Raw genomic sequence first — 16,633 nt, forward strand, 5'->3', positions numbered from 1 at the left:
CGGGCGCGGCACGGTCGACGCCGCGGTTCAGACGGTGGCGGCCGCGCGCATCTGCTCGATGACCGTCCGGTAGTCCTCGGCACCGAAGATCGCCGAACCTGCGACCAGCGTATCGGCGCCCGCTGCGATGACCTCGCGGGCGTTGGTGGTCTTGACCCCGCCGTCGACCTCGAGCCGGATCTCGTGGCCCGAGTCGTCGATGATCTGGCGGGCCATCCGCAGCTTGTCCAGCGCCGACGGGATGAACGACTGGCCGCCGAAGCCCGGGTTGACGGACATGATCAGCACCAGGTCGACCCGGTCGATGACCCAGTCGAGCACGTCCAGCGGAGTCGCCGGATTGAACACCACGCCCGCCCGGCAACCCGATTCGCGGATCAGCGCCAGGGTCCGGTCGAGGTGCTCGGTGGACTCCGGGTGGACGGAAATGGTCGTGGCCCCGGCCTCGGCGAAGTCGGGGATGATCCGGTCGACCGGCTTGACCATCAGGTGCACGTCGATGGGCGCGGTAATCCCGTAGTCGCGCAGCGCCCGGCAGACCATCGGCCCGATCGTCAGGTTCGGCACGTAGTGGTTGTCCATGACGTCGAAATGCACCCAGTCGGCCCCGGCCGCGAGCACGGTCTCGACCTCCTCGCCCAGGCGAGCGAAATCGGCGGACAGGATGGACGGTGCGATCACCAGCGACTGTTTCGACATGATTCGGACTTCCGGCAGCTTCGAACGGATCCCTATTGTCGCCGATCGCCGCAGGGATGGCAGGAACCTTTGCCGAATGCTCTGCAGGCGGCCACCGAGCCCCGAACGAAGCCCCGACGAGCCGTATAATTCGGCCATTCCCGCCTGTCGAGAGTCGATCGTGAGCTATCCCGCCCCGCCGCTCGAGCGTATGCACCAGGGCAAGGTGCGCGATATCTACCGGGTCGACGACGACCGGCTGCTGATCGTGGCCTCGGACCGGCTGAGCGCGTTCGACGTGGTGCTGCCCGATGTGATTCCGGGCAAGGGCGAGATCCTGACCCGGATTTCGACGTTCTGGTTCTCCCAGTTCGGCGACCTGGTCCGCAACCACCTGCTCGGCGAGGATCTCGAGCGCAACCTCTCGGACATCCTCGGCGATGCGGACCTGGCGAAGCGGCTGGCGCCGCGCAGCATGCTGGTCCGGGCGCTGAAACCGCTGCCGGTGGAGGCCATCGTGCGCGGGTATCTCGCCGGCTCCGGCTGGAAGGACTACCAGGCCACCGGCGCGGTGTCCGGCGTGACGTTCCCGCGCGGCCTGCAGCTGGCCGCCCGGCTGCCCGAGCCGGTGTTCACGCCGTCGACCAAGGCGGCGGTCGGCGACCACGACGAGAACATCGATTTCGCCCGGATGCAGGAGATCATCGGCCCGGAGCTGGCCGTGCGCGTCCGCGACATCAGCCTGGCCATCTACCTGCGCGCCGGGGCCTATGCCCGCGAGCGCGGCATCATCATCGCCGACACCAAGTTCGAGTTCGGCACGGACGCCGATGGCCATCTCTACCTGATCGACGAGGTCCTGACCCCCGACTCCTCGCGCTTCTGGCCCGAGGAAAGCTGGCAGCTCGGCATCAGCCCGCCGAGCTTCGACAAGCAGTTCGTCCGCGACTACCTCGAAACCCTGGACTGGAACAAGACCGCCCCGGGCCCGGAACTGCCCCGGGAGATCATCGACCAGACCGTGGCACGCTATCGAGAAGCCGAGCGCATCCTGCTGGCGGACTAGTCTTCGAGGCGGCCACGGGCGTTTGCTGATGGACGAAAAGTCGCTAAGGTGCGAAGATCGCAACGGAAATTCAGAATTGCAATATCTGCAGAAGGTCTGCGAAACGCCATCAGCAGAAACCATCCGAATCCGGCGCTATCGCCGAGTCGCTGACCAGCGCATGCTGAGGAATGATCCAATCGTCAAGACGAACGCCAACAGCAGGATTCCCGGGAACGACAACAGTGGCACCGGGTGCGGCGCAATGAGATCCGAGTAGACGAAGTTCAACTCCGCTTGGTTGTTGGAAAGATCAGGATCGTCGTCTGGCGAAATCGGCTGCCCTGTAAAGAATACGGAAGCGACCCAACGCGCCGTTTGACTCAGGAGATTGGTCTGCAGAACTACGAATTCGAAGCTGCAGTCCACGGCCTCTCCCGGCAGCAGATCATAGGTCACCCAGAAGCCGAAATTGTCACCCGGCCCAGGCTGACCTACGGGTGATACAAAACACGGACCGACCGCAAAGACAGGAAACGCCAATGGAGGAAATCCGGCGCCATCTTCGGAAGGTAGCCACGAAAAAAAGACGTTTGCTGCATTCGGGCCAAAATTCGAGATCGTAACGGTTATGGTTCCCTCCGTGCCCGGCGGAATCGCTCCAACCGGTTCAATTCGCACTTCCAAAGCCACATCCGCCGAAGGAGCCCCTGCATCGCTCACCACTGAAATCAGGCAAGCGGCGGCAAAGATCAGAGATCGAAACATCTAGGATTCGAAGCTGTCTGCGAACAAAAGCTCAGGGGGCGGCACGCGGAACAACTCCATCACCGGAGTCAAGATCTCGAAGGTTCGGACGTTATCCCTCTGATTGGCTATGCCAGACGGTTGACTTCCAATAAAGACGTGGGGATTGGAGAAATTGAGTGGCTGAGGCAACTCCGTTGGATTCGGCACCCACATGAGCGTTCCGAATTGAGTTCCCGTCGTTCTCAAATGGGCATAAGACCATACGAATGAAGCGTCCATAGGGTCCTGGGAAACCGGCCCGGGTTGGTGCTCTGCCCCCATCAAGTGACCGAGCTCATGGGGAAACGAGTTTCTTCCGGCAAGCGCTGCGCACTGTACTGACACCCAACTCAATGCATAGTTCTCGAAATCTACGCCCACTCCGCACTGCGCAACATCCCCCACACCGCCACAGGTGGGACTTTGCAAGTAGGCGATACCGCATGCTCCCAACTGAGCTGTGCCCTGCCCATCAAAGAAATCTCGCAGCAGAACCATCGTCACATCGGCAAAGCTCGCGTTTCTCGCAGCTATGATTTGCGCATTTTGCCGAAGCAAGTCTCGATCTGAAATAGCGTTCTGGCCGGTCGACCCGGAAGGGACAAACCCGACGAGTAACTCACGATGAGCTTCCTTGACTGAAAGATTCGAAAACCCACTATTGATGAGCGCCTGATCGGTGTTGTCGATCGATTGCTGAATCAAGGCATCGAGGCCTGCAGCACCACCTGCGTCAATCTCGGCTTGCGCTGTGCACATGATGAGCAAATCCAATTCGATCGGCACACCCGATTTTCGGAGCGCGCTGTCCGTTTGCAGGGGGCTGACCTCATCTGCTGCGTTGATGCCATGGGATTTGGCATCGCCGCGGAAAAGGTCAACGCCATGAGCCGGCGGAAGACGATCCGGGTCAATTTCGGCGAGCACATACCCTGCATCCGCAGTGCCCCAAATCTGGTAGGAATGTTCCTGGGTGACCAGGGTTCCTCGGACTACATCTTTCTCGACGGTCACGCCCATCCAGCCATTCTGATCAACTTCCCCGTACCATCGAAGCGAAAGCGACGTTTCGGGATCGTTGTCGGGAACGGGATTGCCTCTGCAATCGAGGCGCTCGACGAACCCGGACCTGGGAGCGTAGGTGCTCCTCTGGGCAAGTACGCGACGGCCGTCTGGCAGCAGGAGTTCGAGCTCCAGCGAGCCGGAAGTCAAAGCAGGAATGAGATCATCGATCTCGAAATACCGGCGAAATAGTGGCCCTTCACTCGGCGCTTCCGTGCCCGAAAGGTCCAGAAGTGGCGTACCGTCAGCAACACCAACATCCGGATCAGCCCCACGTATCCGAATCTGGCCCGGGTGGAAGTCATCGGCGGTCAAACCGATCTGATTCTGCCCGGCATCGACTGCCAGCCCAGTGCACTCGAGGCCGGTGACAACGGACATTCCGGAGGGCGCGTCCGATGCCGCCCGTAGCGTCAGTTCGCCGAGCGCTCCGGAAGGCACCGGCTGGTTGTCCAGACTGACAACAATGAATCGAATGACGTCCTCATTCGGCCAGGCTTGCCGTCGACATGCGGCCAGAAGCCCGGAACGCGAGAACGCATCAAGGCAGCGCGAAGTATCCACGTCCTCGAAAACCGACGGATCGAATCGCAGGTCGAATTGAATACCGACAAAACCGCTGGAATTCTGCAACGAAAAAGGGACGTCAACAGACGCCCCCCCCTTCCAATACGCCCGAACCAATGTGGACGACGGAATCATTCTGAGAATATCCCTCTCTCGGTACTGATATTGCGAAAGAGACAACTACGACTGCGGAAAAGCTTTGAAAAACATGATGCTCGCCTATGTCAACGCCCTCCTGAATCGTAGGCTTGTCACTCCGGGGTGTCAAGCGCTCCGGCATCAGCCCGCCGAGCTTCGACAAACAGTTCGTCTGCGACTACCTCGAGACCCTCGACTGGAACAAGACCGCCCCGGGCCCAGAGCTCCCCCAGCACATCATCGACCAGACCATGGCACGTTATCGAGAAGCCGAGCGCATCCTCCTGTCGGACTAGGCCTCGTTCGGGCTCGGGTGGTTTCGGTCTTCAGAGGATGGACGCGAAGGCGCGAAGGGCAAAGAGCGCAAAGGGAAGCTCTTTGATTCAAAGGTCCAAGCACGCCTTGGCCCGTTCCATTGAATGGCTCCAGACCGATAAAGCGGTGCGAATTTTTCCTTCCCGAAGAATCGCCGTTCGTTGCGTCCTTCGCCCCTTCGCGCCATAGCGTCCGTCCTCTAACGAAATAGGTTCGAGCCGGAGCTACGCCCCGTCAGCCCCGCAACAGGTCGAGCAGCGCAACGGCGGCGGGTTCGGAGGAGGCCGGGTTCTGGCCGGTGACGAGGCGGCCGTCGACTTCGACGTGCGGGCCCCAGGCCTCGCCGCGGCGGAACCGGGCGCCGCGCTGCTTCAGGCGGTTCTCGAGCAGGAACGGGACGACCTCGGTCAGGCCCACGCCGTCTTCCTCTTCGTTGGTGAAGCCGGTGACGCGCTTGCCGGCCATCAGGTATCCGTTGTCGGTCTTGACGCCGGTCAGCGCCGCCGGGGCGTGGCAGACCGCACCGACCGGCTTGTCGGCCTCGACGAAGGCGCGGATCAGCGCCTGCGAGTCGGCGTTCTCGGCCAGGTCCCACATCGGGCCGTGGCCGCCGGGATAGAACACCGCGTCGAAGTCCGCGGCATCGACCTCGGCCAGCCTGTGCGTGTGCGCCAGTTGCTTCTGCGCGTCGTGATCGGCCTTGAAGCGCCGCGTGGCCTCGGTCTGCGCGTCCTCGGCATCGCTCTTCGGATCCAGCGGCGGCTGCCCGCCGGCCGGCGACGCCAGCGTGACCTCCGCGCCCGCGTCGACGAATGCGTAGTACGGCGCGGCGAATTCTTCCAGCCAGAAGCCGGTCTTCTCACCGGTGTTGCCGAGCCGGTCGTGCGATGTCAGCACCATCAGGATCTTCATATCGATTCACTCCTTGGTCGTTCGATCACATTCAACTTCGAAAAGCGTTCGTCGCAAAGGCGTGAAAGAAGGAAAGAACGCAAACTTGTTTTTTCAGCAGTTCGGGATCCGAACATCCGCTCGATCGACTGGGCGTCCTCCGATTCGACGCGCCGGTTCCAGCAGCACCGATCTCGGTCGGAGGTTGGGGGTTTTCCGATTCGAATGTCCATCTTTGCGCACTTTGCCCCTTCGCTTCTTTGCGTCCCATCCTCCGAACGCTACGGCCCCGACCGTGACGTTCCGAGAATCGACGATCAGGTCTCGCCTCGAGCCGCATGGTCCCGCGCCAGCAGGACATAGAACGCCGGCAGGACGAAGACGGTCAGGAGCGTGCCGATGCCGAGGCCGGTTGCAATCGTCAGGCCGATGGCGAAGCGGCTTTCGGCGCCCGGCCCCGAGGCGATCAGCAGCGGGACCATTGCGACGATCAGCGCCGCCGAGGTCATCAGGATCGGTCGCAGGCGGATCGCGGCGGCTTCGAGCACGGCCTCGCGCTTGCCGAGGCCCTTGTCGAGCTGCAGCTGGTTGGCGAACTCGACGATCAGGATGCCGTTCTTCGAGACCACGCCGATCAGCGTGATCAGGCCGACCTGGGTGTAGATGTTCATGCTGGCGAAGCCGAGCATGATGAAGGCCATGGCGCCGGCCACCGACAGGGGCACCGAGACCAGGATGATGAACGGGTCGCGCCAGGACTCGAACTGCGCGGCCAGCACAAGGTAGATCACGACCAGCGACAGGAAGAAGGTGATCACCAACGCGCTGCCCTGCTGCTTGAACTGGCGAGACGGGCCCTTGTAGTCGTAGCCGAAACCCTGCGGGAAGCGCTCGACCGCCCGGGCTTCGAGAAACTCCACCGCGTCGCCGAGGGCCACGCCGGGCGCCAGCACGCCCTCCAGCGCCAGCGAGTTCTGCTGATTGAACTGGGTCCGACTCGATGGTTCGACGACCTGCTCGAACGAGACCACGGTGCCCAGCGGCACCAACTGGCCGGAGTCGGCGCGCAGGTAGTAGTTCTCGAGGTTCTCGGCCGTCGCCCGCGATACCCGCTCGACCTGGGGGATCACCTCGTAGGACCGGCCCTGCATGTTGAAGCGGTTGATGTACCCGCCGCCGAGCAGGCTGGAGAGTTCGCGCCCCACGTCGGCCATCGACAGTCCGAGGTCGGCCACCCGGTCGCGATCCACGATCACGCGCGTCATCGGCCGATCGAACTCGATCGACTTCTGCAGGAACATGAACAGCCCGCTCTGCATCGCCTGGCCGAGCAGGTCGTCGGCGACTTCGACCAGCCGATCGTAGGGCTGTGCGGTGGTGATGACGAACTGCATCGGCAGGCCGTCGCCAGCGCCGGGGATCGACGGGCGCGCGAACACCGAGGTGCGCAGTCCGGTCACTTCGCCGACGGCCTGCTGCAGCATCGGTTCGACCTCGAACTGCGAGATGTCGCGCTCGTCCCAGGGCTCGAGCTTGAAGCCGCCGAAGACGGTGTTCGGTGACAGCGCACCGAGCAGCATGAAGCTTTCGTCGTAGCCGGGCAGCTGTTCGAAGCGGGTCTGCAGCTCCGCGCCGTATTCCTGGAGGTATTCCAGCGTGGCGGTCTGCGGCGCGGTGCCGGAATACAGCAGCACGCCCTGGTCTTCGGTCGGCGCCAGTTCGTTCTGGCTGAGCTGGAACATTCCGAAGATCGAGACCAGCAGCAGACCGGCCAGCACGACCACGGTGGCCACCGACTGAAGCGTCCAGTCCAGTGCGCGCTTGTAGCCGTCGGCCAGGCGCTGGAAGTTGTTCTCCACCGCCCGCTCGAAGCGCGAACGATCGCTCTCGTCGTCACTCTTCGCCTTCAGCACCTTGCCCGACAGCATCGGCGAGAAGGTCAGCGCGACCACGCCGGAGATCAGCACCGCGCCGGCCAGCGTGAACGCGAACTCGGTGAACAGCGCGCCGACCAGGCCGCCCATGAAGCCGATCGGCGCATAGACGGCAATCAGCGTGGTGGTCATCGCGATGACCGGCGTGGCCATCTCGCGCGCGCCGTGCAGCGCGGCCTCGTACGGCGTCTCGCCCTCCTCGATGTGGCGGTGGACGTTCTCGACGATGATGATCGCATCGTCGACCACCAGGCCGATTGCCAGGACCAGCGCCAGCAGCGTGAGCAGGTTCAGCGAGAAGCCGAACAGCAACATGATCAGCGCGCCGCCGATCAGAGACAGCGGCACCGCCAGCGACGGCACCAGCGCCGCGCGCAGCGAGCCCAGCGACAGGAACACCACGACCAGCACGATCAGCACCGCCTCGATCAGGGTCTTGATGACCTCATCGATCGACTGATCGATGAACTCCGAGGCGTCGTAGGGCAACTCGACGTTCAGCCCGGCCGGCAGCTGACTGCGGATGTCGGGCAGCTCGTCGCGGACCCGGGCCGCCACCTGCAGCGGGTTCGCACCCGGCGCCATTTCGATCGCCACGTAGGTCGACGGCTGGCCCTTGTAGTTGGCGATCGACTGATAGGTCTGGGAGCCGAGTTCGGTCCGGGCGATGTCGCCGAGCCGGACGATGCCGCCGTCGTCCTCCTTGATGACCAACCGCTGGAACTGTTCCGGGTCGGAGACGTCGGTATTGGTCGACAGATCGATCCGGACGCGTTCATCGCGGGTGTTGCCGATGCCGGCCTGGTAGTTGTTGGCCAGCAGCACCTCGACCAGTTCGCGCGCAGTCAGGTCGATCGCGGCCAGCCGCTGCGGGTCGATCCAGATCCGCTGGGCGAAGGTCCGCCCGATCAGTTCGGCCTTGCCGACGCCCTGCAGCGACTGCAGCCGCGGCTGCACTTCGCGGGTCAGGAAATCGGTGATCTCGGGCACCGGCATCGACTCGCTGTAGAACGCGATGTACATCAGAGCGGTCGATTCGCCGGTGGTCGAGGTGATGACCGGGTCGCGCGAGGCGTCCGGGAGCACGTTGCGCTGGCTGGCGACCTTGGCCTGGATCTCGGCCAGCGCGTCGTTGGCGTCGTAGTTCAGCACCATCCGGGCTTCGATCGTCGACACGCCCTGGGTGCTGGTCGAGGCCAGGTAGTCGATGCCTTCGGCCTCGGCAATGGCCTGCTGCAAGGGGGTGGTGACGAAGCCCTTGACCAGCTCGGAATCGGCCCCGGGATAGGCCGTGGTCACGGTCACGGTCGTGCTCTGCAGCTCCGGATACTGGCGGACCTCCAGGTCCAGCGCCGCGCGCGCGCCGAGCAGCAGGATCAACAGGCTGACGACCGACGACAGCACCGGCCGTTCGACGAACAGGTCGGTGAATCGCATCACTGCGTCTCCGCGGCCTCACCGTCGGCGACATCGACCGACTGGCCGTTGCGCAATCGCAGCAGGCCGGCGGCGACCACCCGCTGGCCGGCCTCGACGCCGTCGACGATCTCGACCCGGCCGTCGCGGACCTCGCCGGTGCGCACCTGCACCCGCTCTACAGTGGTGCCGTTCTCACCCTCGCCCTCACGGAGGGCGAACACGAAATCGCCATAGGTGTTGTAGGAAATCGCGGTGCGCGGCACGGTGACCACGTTTCGCTGTTCGCGCCGGAAGGCCGTGACGTTGGCGAACATGCCCGGTCGCAGGCGAGCGTCGGGATTGGCCAGCCGGGCGCGCACCTCGACGGTGCGGGTGGCGGGACGGACCGACGACTCGATGGCAAGGATCGTGCCCTCGAAGACGTCGTCGGGGTAGGCCGCGACCCGAACCCGGACCGGATCGCCGACCGCGATCCGCGGCAGGTCGCGCTCACCGAGCGTGAAATCGACCTGGATCGGATCGAGCATGTTGATTTCGACGATCGGCGTGCCGACCGGGATGAACTGGCCGAGATCGACCTGGCGCAGCCCCAGCACCCCGGCGAAGGGCGCCCGGATGGTCTTCTTCGCAACCAGCGCTTCCTGCTCGTGGACGCGGGCCTGGGCGGCCTGCGCGTTGGCCTGCGCCTCGTCGAACTGGGCCCGGGACACGGCGTCCTGGCCGATCAGGTCGGAAAAGCGCTCGAACTGCTGCCGGGCCAGCTGGGCCTCGGCCTGGCGGGTCTCCAGCGCCGCCCGGTCGGTCTCGTCGTCGAGGTGGATCAGCACGTCGCCGGCCTCGACCGCCTGGCCCGACTCGAACTCGATCGAGTCGACCACACCGGCCACCTCGTTGGCCACGCGGATTCCGTTGACCGCCCGCAGGCTACCGATCGCCGTCAGCGCCGAGCGCCAGCGCTGCTCGGCGGCCTCGACCACCTCGACCGTGGCCGGAGGCGGGGCCTGGGCCATCTGCTCCTTCTGCGCCTGCAGCTGCAGGTAGCGCAGGCCGAACAATCCGCCCAGCAGGACGACGAGAATCACGATGCCGATCAGCAGGCGGGGAGCGCGCGACATGGTCTGTCTCTACGAGAGCCGGTGAACAGCCTTACATGCGGGCGCGGGCGTTCGATGACAAGGCGAGTGTGGGGTTGGCCGGTTCGGAGCCGTATAATGCGGGCCCGAACCGCCCGATGAGGCCCCGTGCCATGACCCAGATGATGCGCGCCCTGGTCAAACCCGCCGCCGCCCCCGGCGTCGAACTGCGCGAAGTCCCGGTGCCCTCGCCCGGCCCGGGCGAGGTGCTGGTCAAGCTGCAGAAGACCGCGATCTGCGGCACCGACCTGCACATCTACCAGTGGGACGAGTGGTCGCAGCGCACCATCGAGCCGCCGCTGGTCATCGGCCACGAGTTCGTCGGCACGATCGCCGAGATCGGCGTCGGGGTGCGCGGCTACGAAGAGGGCCAGCGGGTCTCGGCCGAGGGCCATGTGGTCTGCGGTGTGTGCCGCAACTGTCGCGCCGGCCGGCCGCACCTGTGCCCGCACACCGAGGGCATCGGCGTGAACCGGGACGGCGGCTTCGCCGAGTACGTCGTGGTGCCGGCGACCAACCTGTGGCCGATCCCCGACGAGATCCCCAGCGAACTGGCCGCGTTCTTCGACCCGTTCGGCAACGCCGCCCACTGCGCGCTGCAGTTCGACCTGGTCGGCGAGGACGTGCTGATCACCGGCGCCGGCCCGATCGGCATCATCGCCGCCGGCATCGCCCGCCACGTCGGCGCGCGCCACGTGGTGATCTCCGACGTCAACGACTACCGGCTGCAGCTGGCCGCCGACATGGGCGCCACCCGCACCGTCAACGTGAAGAACGAACGGCTGCTCGACGTGCTCGACGAACTCGACATCGACGGCTTCGACATCGGCATGGAGATGTCGGGCAACCCACAGGCCTTCAACGACCTGCTTTCGGCGATGTACCACGGCGGCAAGGTCGCCCTGCTCGGCATCCTGCCGGCCGGCACCGGCATCGACTGGGACAAGGTCATCTTCAAGGGCCTCGAGATGCACGGCATCTACGGCCGCCGGATGTACGAGACCTGGTACAAGATGACCCAGATGGTCCTGACCGGCTTCCCGCTGCACAAGGCCCTGACCCACCAGATCGCCATCGACGACTTCGAAACCGGCTTCGACCTGATGGCCCGCGGCCAGTGCGGCAAGGTCGTCTGCGACTGGACCGGCGAAATCGAGCCGGCGGCCTGACGATAAGCGTTCTGTCCTGCTGGGCGCAGGATCGGCCTTGCGTGCAATCTCACGGCGCGAGCACAGGGACGAGGGGAAAGGGACCATCTGCGTTAACCTGCGTAATCCGCGGTGAAAAACGCTTTCAAGGAACTCCGAGGTAAGCAATGACCGACGCCAGGACCTACGAACGCTTCCGCGCCGAGCTCGAGGAGATCGACGCGGCCGGACTGTACAAGCGCGAGCGGCAGATCACGACGCCGCAGCGGGTCGCGATCCGGACGAAGGAGCGCGGCGAGGTCCTGAACTTCTGCGCCAACAACTACCTCGGCCTGGCCGACCACCCGGACATCATCCAGGCCGCCAAGGGCGCGCTCGACGATCACGGCTTCGGCATGGCCTCGGTGCGCTTCATCTGCGGCACCCAGGACCTGCACAAGCAGCTCGAGCGCGTCATCGCCGACTTCCACGGCAAGGACGACACGATCCTGTATGCGGCCTGCTTCGATGCCAACGGCGGGCTGTTCGAGCCGCTGCTCGGGCCCGAGGACGCGATCATCTCCGATGCGCTGAACCATGCCTCGATCATCGACGGCGTGCGCTTGTGCAAGGCCGAGCGGCACCGCTACGCGAATTCCGACATGGACCAGCTCGAAGACGCGCTGAAGAAGACGAAGGACAAACGCACGCGCATGATCGTGACCGACGGCGTGTTCTCGATGGACGGCTACGTTGCGAAACTCGACGAGATCACCCAGCTCGCCGAAACGTACGACGCGCTGGTCATGGTCGACGACTGTCATGCGACCGGTTTCTTCGGCGAAACCGGCCGCGGCTCGCCCGAGTACCACGGCGTGCTCGACAAGGTCGACATCATCACCTCGACGCTGGGCAAGGCGCTGGGCGGCGGCATGGGTGGCTTCACCACCGCCCGCCAGGAGGTCATCGACCTGCTGCGCCAGCGCTCGCGACCGTACCTGTTCTCGAACTCGCTGGCCCCGCCGCTGGTCGCGGCCAGCCTGAAGGTGTTCGAGATGCTCGACGAATCGTCGGCGCTGCGCGAGAAGCTGGTGGCCAATACGAAGTTCTTCCGCAACGCGATGACCGAGGCCGGCTTCGACATCAAGCCCGGCGACCACCCGATCGTGCCGGTGATGCTCTACGACGCGCCGCTGGCGCAGAAGATGGCCGACGCGCTGCTCGACGAAGGCATCTACGTGATCGGTTTCTTCTACCCCGTGGTGCCGAAGGGCGAGGCCCGGATCCGGCTGCAGATCTCGGCCGCCCACGAGCGCGAGCAGCTGGAGCGAGCAGTGGAGGCCTTCATCAAGGTCGGGCGCTCGCTCGGCGTCGTGGGCTGACCCCGTGTTCGGCGAGGTCGGCATGGCCGAATGGGTGGTGACGCTGGTCACCGCCGGGATCGTCACGCTGGCCATCGTTCTGCACTACGAAATCATCGCCGGGCTGAATCGCTGGGTGCACAAGAGCGGCAGCTTCGCATCGCTGGGCCGGCCTCGCCGCCGCACCCTGCTGGTGGTGATGTTCGCCCTGCTGGCCGCGCACGTGACCGAGATCTGGCTGTTCGCGCTGGGCTATTTCATCCTCGACCGCGCCGGCGACCACGGCCGGATTATCGGCTACGACAGTTTCACCTTCCTGGACTTCGTCTACTTCTCTGCGGCCACCTACACCACCGTGGGCTGGGGCGAACTGGCCGCCGTCGGGCCGATGCGCTTCCTGGCCGGCACCGAGGCCCTGACCGGCTTCATGCTGATTACCTGGTCGGCGTCGTTCACCTACCTCATCATGGCCCGCACCTGGGGCGTCGACGACGAAGAATCACTGTAGGTCCGGATCGAAAAGGCGGGAACCGCAGATTTCGCGGATTCACGCAGATAAACAGCGCAGGCGGCTGCTCGCCGAATCGAGGCTCGGGATCACGAACGAGGGCGATGTCCGCGCACCTGACGGCTCCACTGCAGGTCCCAGCCGTCCTGCAACTCGACAAAGGCACTTCCCGAAACCCCGCGCCAGCGACCCACTGCTGGTTTTCAATCCGCGTCCATCTGCGTACTCTGCGGTTCCCCGCCTTTCGCTCTTGCTGCAGTATGCCCGGTCAAGCCAGCTTGATTTCCCTGAGCCGCTCCATCAGGTAGCCGTGCGAGGTAATCGGCTCGGGGTAGCGGTTCGGGTTGTCGTCGGTGATGCACTGCGGCAGGGTTTCGATGACGAAGTCCGGGTTCGGGTGCAGGAAGAACGGGATCGAGTAGCGCGCCCGGGCCGCCAGGTCGCCGGGCGGGTTGACCACGCGGTGGGTGGTCGAGGCGTAGACATGGTTGGTCAGGCGCTGCAGCATGTCGCCGACATTGACGATGATGGTGCCCGGCAGCGTGGTCACCGGCACCCACTCGTTCTTCTTGCTGAGAATCTCCAGGCCCTGTTCGCGCGAGCCGATCAGCAGCGTGATCAGATTGATGTCCTCGTGCCGCGCGGCACGCACGGCCCCGGGCACGGCGTCTCGGATCGGCGGGTAGTGGATCGGGCGCAGGATCGAGTTGCCGAGATCGACCTTGTCGGCAAACCAGTCCGAGGACAGGCCGAGATCGATGGCGATCGCCGAGAGCATCCGCTGACCGAGGTTGTCCAGCGCGCCGTACAGGGCCAGCGCGGTTTCGCGGAAATTCTCGACCTCGGCCGGCCAGAGGTTCGGCAGGAGGATGTCCGGGTGCGGGTTCGCCCCGTCGAGTTCCCGACCGACGTGCCAGAACTCCTTCAGATCGGGCACGTCATGATCCTTGGCCTGCTCGACACCGAAGCCGGTGTAGCCCCTCGCGCCGCCCTGCCCGGGCAGGTGATAGCGCTGCTTGGTCGCCGCATCGAGCGCGAAGAAGGCCTTGAATCGATCGTAGGCGCGCTCGATCAGCGCGTCGTCCAGACCGTGGTGGGTGATGCCGGCGAAGCCGTACTCGCGATAGGCCTCGCCGAGTGCGTCGGTGAATGCATCGCGCTTGCCGGTGAAGTCTTCCAGGTCGAGGACCGGAATTCCGAAGTCTTGGGTGTTCATGCGGACGTCTCTCGTTGCACGGTTTCGGCCAGCGATTCGGCCAGCTGGCGCGCGCGTTCGGTCTCGGCGGCTTCGACCATGACCCGAACCACCGGCTCGGTGCCCGACGGACGAAGCACGACACGCCCCGCACCGGCCAGTTCCCGTTCGGTGGCCGCGATGGCGGTGGCCACACCGGCGCGCTCGTGGACGACCCGACGATCGCCGGAGCCGACCGGTACGTTGATCATGACCTGCGGATAGCGATGCAGCCCCTCGGTGAGTTCGGCCAGCGTGCGGCCGGATACGACCATGGCCTCGAGCACCTGCAGCGCGCTGACGATGCCGCAGCCCGTGGTCGCACGATCGAGGCACAGGATGTGCCCGGAGGCTTCGCCGCCGAGCACCCAGCCGCGCTCGATGAGCGCTTCGTGCACGTAGCGATCGCCGACCCGGGCCCGGACGAAGTCGATGCCGGCCTCGGCGAAGGCTTCCTCCAGCCCGAAATTGGTCATCACGGTACCGACCACGCCGCCGGACAGGCGGCGCTGCCGTCGGCGCTGCATGGCCAGCGCGTAGATCACCGCATCACCATCGACGATGCGGCCTCGGCCGTCGGCCAGGATCACGCGGTCGCCGTCGCCGTCGAAGGCGATGCCGGCGTCGGCACCTTCGGCGACCACCGTCTCGGCCATGCCGTCGGGATGGGTCGATCCGCAGTCGCGGTTGATGTTGAGCCCATCGGGGGCACAGTTCAGCGCCACCACCTCCGCGCCCAGCTCCCGGAACACGTGCGGCGCGATGCGGAAGGTCGCGCCGTGGGCGCAGTCGACGACCAGCTTCAAGCCGTCGAGCCGGATGCCGTGACCGACCGTGCCCTTGCAGAACTCGACATAGCGGCCGGTGGCATCCTCGATCCGGCGCGCCTTGCCGAGGCGCTCCGGCGGCACGTGGCTCATCGGCGCCTCCAGCGCGTCCTCGATCGCGGCCTGGACCGAATCGTCCAGCTTCTGGCCGGAGCTCGAGAAGTACTTGATGCCGTTGTCGTAATACGGGTTGTGCGAGGCCGAAATCACGATGCCGGCGGCCGCCCCCATCGACCGGGTCATGTGGGCCACGGCCGGCGTCGGCATCGGGCCGAGCAACAGCACCTCCGCGCCGGCCGCGGCCAGCCCGGCTTCGAGCGCCGACTCGAACAGATAGCCCGAGATGCGCGTGTCCTTGCCGATCACCACCCGCACGCGGCCGTGATCGCGATCGCCGAGCACGTGGCCGGTCGCCCAACCGAGCTTGAGCGCGAATTCCGCGGTGATCGGCGACTCGCCGACGCGGCCGCGAATCCCGTCGGTGCCGAAGTACCTGAACCCCATGGCCCCATTCTACTTCACCACCCCGGTTCGAACGGCCGCGTCGGATGCGTTCGCCAGCCCCACGAGTTGACAGCGCGACCCGCGACTGGACAGACTTGGCCTCCGACCGACCCCTGGAGACCCGACCATGCGCAGCGCAGACGAATGGCTGGACGAATACGGCCAGAGCCACCGCAACCCGACCAACAAACTGATCCACTGGATCTGCGTGCCGCTGATCGTCTGGAGCGTTACCGCCCTGATCTGGGCCATCCCCTCCCCGTTCGAGTGGCTGAACTGGGCGGTCCTGGTGGCCGTACTGGCCGAAGCCTGGTACTTGGCGCTGTCGCCGGCACTCGCGGTGGGCCTGGCGGTTTTCCTCGCGCTCTGCCTGGCGCTGTGCTGGCTGATCGACACCCAGATCGCGCTCCCGCTGTGGCAGATCGCCCTGGCCGTGTTCGTACTGGCCTGGATCGGCCAGTTCATCGGCCACCATATCGAAGGCAAGAAACCGAGTTTCTTCAAGGACATCCAGTTCCTGCTGGTGGGGCCGGCCTGGTTGATGGGATTCGTGTATCGGAAGGCGGGTTGGGGGTACTGAGGCGCTCGAGGGTTTCCCGCAGGGGCGGGCTTGCCGGGTTCGGAGGTGTCTGAATGCTCGGCGGAGCCGGATGGTTGGTTTCGGCTCGGTTGGGTGAACGGCCCTTCGGTGGGCGGGTGGCTTGCTTCTGGTGTTCTGCTCGTCCTGGGGTGGTTGCTTCCCTTGGCTACAAGCGTTTCGCCACGCGGGGTTTGCCCGCTTTCTGGCGAGGTACTTTTGTCAATCGCCACAAAAGTACCCAAAAGGGCTTTTTAAAAGCGCGCGTACCTTTCGGGGTTTGCCTTCCGGTGAGGGCTGTGGCGCGAAGAATCGCGCAGTGCCGCGGAGAAGGAAGGGCTTGCCGGGTACAGAGGGGTCAGAGCCCGAGGCGAAGCCGGATCGTTGCTGCTGGCTCGGTTCGAACACAGGCCGCTTCGGTCGACGGTCGTGGCCGACCAGCGACGGCTCGGCCTGGCCCTGGCTTCGTTCGTGCATCCGTGGCAGCTGTGCTTCTCGTGTCTTGCTCGCCTTCGGGTTGTTGC

The 16,633-nt window shown here is 65.1% G+C and carries 14 protein-coding genes and 1 pseudogene; 6 read left to right on the forward strand and 9 right to left on the reverse strand.

Annotation, left to right across the window (positions count from 1 at the left end):
* Window positions 1-27: 27 nt before the first annotated feature.
* Window positions 28-699, reverse strand: coding sequence for a ribulose-phosphate 3-epimerase (gene rpe, locus HFP89_RS05980; protein ID WP_168716734.1), 672 nt, complete (start codon window positions 697-699; stop codon window positions 28-30).
* 160 nt (window positions 700-859) lie between these two features.
* Between rpe and HFP89_RS05985 the strand changes: the two genes are divergently transcribed.
* Entirely contained in the window at window positions 860-1,744 is an 885-nt protein-coding gene (locus HFP89_RS05985; protein WP_346775199.1) for a phosphoribosylaminoimidazolesuccinocarboxamide synthase, read from the forward strand.
* Between the two features lie 135 nt (window positions 1,745-1,879).
* On the opposite strand, the gene HFP89_RS05990 is transcribed toward HFP89_RS05985, so the two are convergent.
* Entirely contained in the window at window positions 1,880-2,491 is a 612-nt protein-coding gene (locus tag HFP89_RS05990; RefSeq protein WP_168716736.1) for a hypothetical protein, read from the reverse strand.
* A complete protein-coding gene (locus HFP89_RS05995) occupies window positions 2,492-4,276 on the reverse strand; it encodes a zinc-dependent metalloprotease family protein (RefSeq protein ID WP_168716737.1) in 1,785 nt (594 codons plus the stop codon).
* Between the two features lie 134 nt (window positions 4,277-4,410).
* Between HFP89_RS05995 and HFP89_RS06000 the strand changes: the two are divergent.
* A pseudogene (locus HFP89_RS06000) lies at window positions 4,411-4,575 on the forward strand (phosphoribosylaminoimidazolesuccinocarboxamide synthase); the annotation flags it as partial.
* Window positions 4,576-4,828: 253 nt separating this feature from the next.
* On the opposite strand, the gene HFP89_RS06005 reads toward HFP89_RS06000, so the two are convergent.
* The 3 genes from HFP89_RS06005 to HFP89_RS06015 form a co-directional block, all read right to left on the reverse strand.
* Window positions 4,829-5,506 (reverse strand): type 1 glutamine amidotransferase domain-containing protein, encoded by a 678-nt coding sequence (locus HFP89_RS06005; protein ID WP_168716738.1) that lies wholly within the window; start codon window positions 5,504-5,506, stop codon window positions 4,829-4,831.
* 296 nt (window positions 5,507-5,802) lie between these two features.
* Complete coding sequence (locus HFP89_RS06010; protein WP_168716739.1) at window positions 5,803-8,856, reverse strand: efflux RND transporter permease subunit; 3,054 nt, start codon at window positions 8,854-8,856, stop codon at window positions 5,803-5,805.
* Window positions 8,856-9,953, reverse strand: a complete 1,098-nt coding sequence (locus tag HFP89_RS06015) for an efflux RND transporter periplasmic adaptor subunit (protein ID WP_168716740.1) — start codon at window positions 9,951-9,953, stop codon at window positions 8,856-8,858. Before HFP89_RS06015 ends, HFP89_RS06010 begins: the two co-directional genes overlap by 1 nt.
* A gap of 143 nt (window positions 9,954-10,096) precedes the next feature.
* Here HFP89_RS06015 and tdh point away from each other — a divergent pair, with 143 nt between their 5' ends.
* From tdh to HFP89_RS06030, 3 genes are all read left to right on the forward strand, one after another.
* The gene (tdh, locus tag HFP89_RS06020; RefSeq protein WP_168716752.1) at window positions 10,097-11,140 is read left to right on the forward strand and encodes an L-threonine 3-dehydrogenase; all 1,044 of its coding nucleotides are present in this window, start codon (window positions 10,097-10,099) and stop codon (window positions 11,138-11,140) included.
* A 146-nt stretch (window positions 11,141-11,286) separates the two neighbouring features.
* Window positions 11,287-12,480, forward strand: coding sequence for a glycine C-acetyltransferase (gene kbl / locus HFP89_RS06025; RefSeq protein WP_168716741.1), 1,194 nt, complete (start codon window positions 11,287-11,289; stop codon window positions 12,478-12,480).
* 22 nt (window positions 12,481-12,502) lie between these two features.
* Window positions 12,503-12,967, forward strand: a complete 465-nt coding sequence (locus tag HFP89_RS06030; protein ID WP_168716742.1) for a two pore domain potassium channel family protein — start codon at window positions 12,503-12,505, stop codon at window positions 12,965-12,967.
* Window positions 12,968-13,235: 268 nt separating this feature from the next.
* On the opposite strand, the gene HFP89_RS06035 is transcribed toward HFP89_RS06030, so the two are convergent.
* Together HFP89_RS06035 and glmM are read right to left on the reverse strand one after the other, a co-directional pair.
* A complete protein-coding gene (locus HFP89_RS06035) occupies window positions 13,236-14,183 on the reverse strand; it encodes an isopenicillin N synthase family oxygenase (RefSeq protein ID WP_168716743.1) in 948 nt (315 codons plus the stop codon).
* The gene (glmM, locus tag HFP89_RS06040; protein ID WP_168716744.1) at window positions 14,180-15,532 is read right to left on the reverse strand and encodes a phosphoglucosamine mutase; all 1,353 of its coding nucleotides are present in this window, start codon (window positions 15,530-15,532) and stop codon (window positions 14,180-14,182) included. Before glmM ends, HFP89_RS06035 begins: the two co-directional genes overlap by 4 nt.
* A 127-nt stretch (window positions 15,533-15,659) precedes the next feature.
* Here glmM and HFP89_RS06045 point away from each other — a divergent pair, with 127 nt between their 5' ends.
* Complete coding sequence (locus tag HFP89_RS06045) at window positions 15,660-16,112, forward strand: Mpo1-like protein (protein ID WP_168716745.1); 453 nt, start codon at window positions 15,660-15,662, stop codon at window positions 16,110-16,112.
* Window positions 16,113-16,331: 219 nt separating this feature from the next.
* Here HFP89_RS06045 and HFP89_RS15785 read toward each other — a convergent pair.
* On the reverse strand, window positions 16,332-16,633 hold a 302-nt coding region (locus tag HFP89_RS15785; protein ID WP_206212243.1), incomplete at its 5' end, for a hypothetical protein.

Source organism: Wenzhouxiangella sp. XN79A, from assembly GCF_012272825.1.
Taxonomy (GTDB): domain Bacteria; phylum Pseudomonadota; class Gammaproteobacteria; order Xanthomonadales; family Wenzhouxiangellaceae.

What these genes read in the sequence shown, in the direction of transcription:
- rpe (WP_168716734.1), bottom strand. Translation starts at nt 699, where the DNA reads ATGTCGAAACAGTCGCTGGTGATCGCACCGTCCATCCTGTCCGCCGAT.
- HFP89_RS05990 (WP_168716736.1), bottom strand. Translation starts at nt 2,491, where the DNA reads ATGTTTCGATCTCTGATCTTTGCCGCCGCTTGCCTGATTTCAGTGGTG.
- HFP89_RS05995 (WP_168716737.1), bottom strand. Translation starts at nt 4,276, where the DNA reads ATGATTCCGTCGTCCACATTGGTTCGGGCGTATTGGAAGGGGGGGGCG.
- HFP89_RS06005 (WP_168716738.1), bottom strand. Translation starts at nt 5,506, where the DNA reads ATGAAGATCCTGATGGTGCTGACATCGCACGACCGGCTCGGCAACACC.
- HFP89_RS06010 (WP_168716739.1), bottom strand. Translation starts at nt 8,856, where the DNA reads ATGCGATTCACCGACCTGTTCGTCGAACGGCCGGTGCTGTCGTCGGTC.
- HFP89_RS06015 (WP_168716740.1), bottom strand. Translation starts at nt 9,953, where the DNA reads ATGTCGCGCGCTCCCCGCCTGCTGATCGGCATCGTGATTCTCGTCGTC.
- tdh (WP_168716752.1), top strand. Translation starts at nt 10,097, where the DNA reads ATGCGCGCCCTGGTCAAACCCGCCGCCGCCCCCGGCGTCGAACTGCGC.
- kbl (WP_168716741.1), top strand. Translation starts at nt 11,287, where the DNA reads ATGACCGACGCCAGGACCTACGAACGCTTCCGCGCCGAGCTCGAGGAG.
- HFP89_RS06030 (WP_168716742.1), top strand. Translation starts at nt 12,503, where the DNA reads ATGGCCGAATGGGTGGTGACGCTGGTCACCGCCGGGATCGTCACGCTG.
- HFP89_RS06035 (WP_168716743.1), bottom strand. Translation starts at nt 14,183, where the DNA reads ATGAACACCCAAGACTTCGGAATTCCGGTCCTCGACCTGGAAGACTTC.
- glmM (WP_168716744.1), bottom strand. Translation starts at nt 15,532, where the DNA reads ATGGGGTTCAGGTACTTCGGCACCGACGGGATTCGCGGCCGCGTCGGC.
- HFP89_RS06045 (WP_168716745.1), top strand. Translation starts at nt 15,660, where the DNA reads ATGCGCAGCGCAGACGAATGGCTGGACGAATACGGCCAGAGCCACCGC.